Annotated in this window: 2 protein-coding genes; both read right to left on the bottom strand. The window is 32.8% G+C overall.

All coding sequences use genetic code 11. The annotated features are described in order from the left end of the window. A partial coding sequence (locus tag EKL98_RS16015) for an OmpH family outer membrane protein (RefSeq protein WP_148104441.1) occupies positions 1–492 on the bottom strand: 492 nt, incomplete at its 3' end. Positions 493–772: 280 nt separating this feature from the next. Then, positions 773–1,365 (bottom strand): class I SAM-dependent methyltransferase (locus tag EKL98_RS16020; RefSeq protein WP_148104442.1); only part of this gene is annotated, 593 nt, incomplete at its 5' end.

The raw sequence follows: 1,365 nt of genomic DNA on the forward strand, positions 1-1,365 counted from the left end.
AATGTCTAATTTATCTTCAGCATATAAAATACTGGCGTTAGAATCACCTGTTCCGTATATATAAGTGAAGCCTTTTTCTTTACCGTAGGCTTTGATGGTTTTTTTTACGTTTAAAACTAAACTGTCCATCTCAGTACCTCCTTCTTGTTGCAATTGTTGAGAAAGTGCTTGTTGAGCCTGAGCTAATTGTTGCTCTCGTTTTTGTAATTCAGCTCCTTTTTGTTGTGCCCAAGCTTGTCCATTGGCTTGTGCTTGTGCTTGAAAATTTTGAGCTTCTTGCTTAAATCTGTCTATTTCCGCTTGGAGTTGTCTTCCTTTCTCTTCTCCTTTTGCTTTATACTTGGCATCTAGATCTTTTGTGGCTGTATATTCTTTCATTAAAACCGAAGTATCTACATAAGCGGTTTTTACTGCTGCAACTTCTGCTGCTTGTTTATTGCAAGAAACAATCGAAATTGCAATTGCAATAATTACTATTATTTTTTTACTCATCTTTTTAATATTTGTTTTTAGGTGTTCGTGAATTTTCAATTTCATTATTTTTTTTTTTCTAATTTTTAAAGATTGACAACAAAAATATAAAAAAATTAGTAGCATTGTTATAAAGTTCGAAAAATGCTACACTATTTATGATATAAGAATTTACTATTAAAACAACAAGTATAATAAACAATCGCTATTAGAAACGAATTTCACAGCTTTCGAATAAGCGATTTTGTAAAAAATCTGAATTCATCTACTCCTTTGAGCCAAAAACATCGCTTAAAAGCGCTTAAAATGAGTTGCGCTTGTTTTTCAGGATGTAAATGTGTGACGAATACTCAAAATCTTTCTTCGCTTTCCAATTTGACTGTAATCCTGTAAAAAACGCCTTCATGAAATTCATTTTCCCTGATTTGTATTTTTCAGAAAGTAAACTCACATAAAAGGAATCAAATTTCATTGGTAAGACTTTTTCTAAAATCATTTCTTCTTTTTCGAAAAGTATTTTTATGGCTGTTTTAGAAAAATGCCAAAAGTGAATTGGCACATCAAAAGCTGCCCAAAATTTTCCGTAGTGTTTTGCATCGAAAGATTTAAAATTGGGAACGGCAATAATTAATGTTCCTGTTGGTTTTAATAATCGTTTCAATTCTTTAATTTGTTTGTCCAAATCCGGAACGTGTTCTAAAACGTGCCACATCGAAATCACATCAAAAGAATGACTGTCCAATTCAGATGTTTCTTCTACAAATGAAACGCCTTTGCTTTTTGCAATTGCTTTCGCTCTGTCACTTGGCTCCACTCCTATTGTTTCCCAACCAGCATTTTTTGCCACAGACAAAAAGTCTCCTGTTCCTGCTCCAATGTCCAAAATCCTTCCTT

Source organism: Flavobacterium bomense (genome assembly GCF_003970355.1).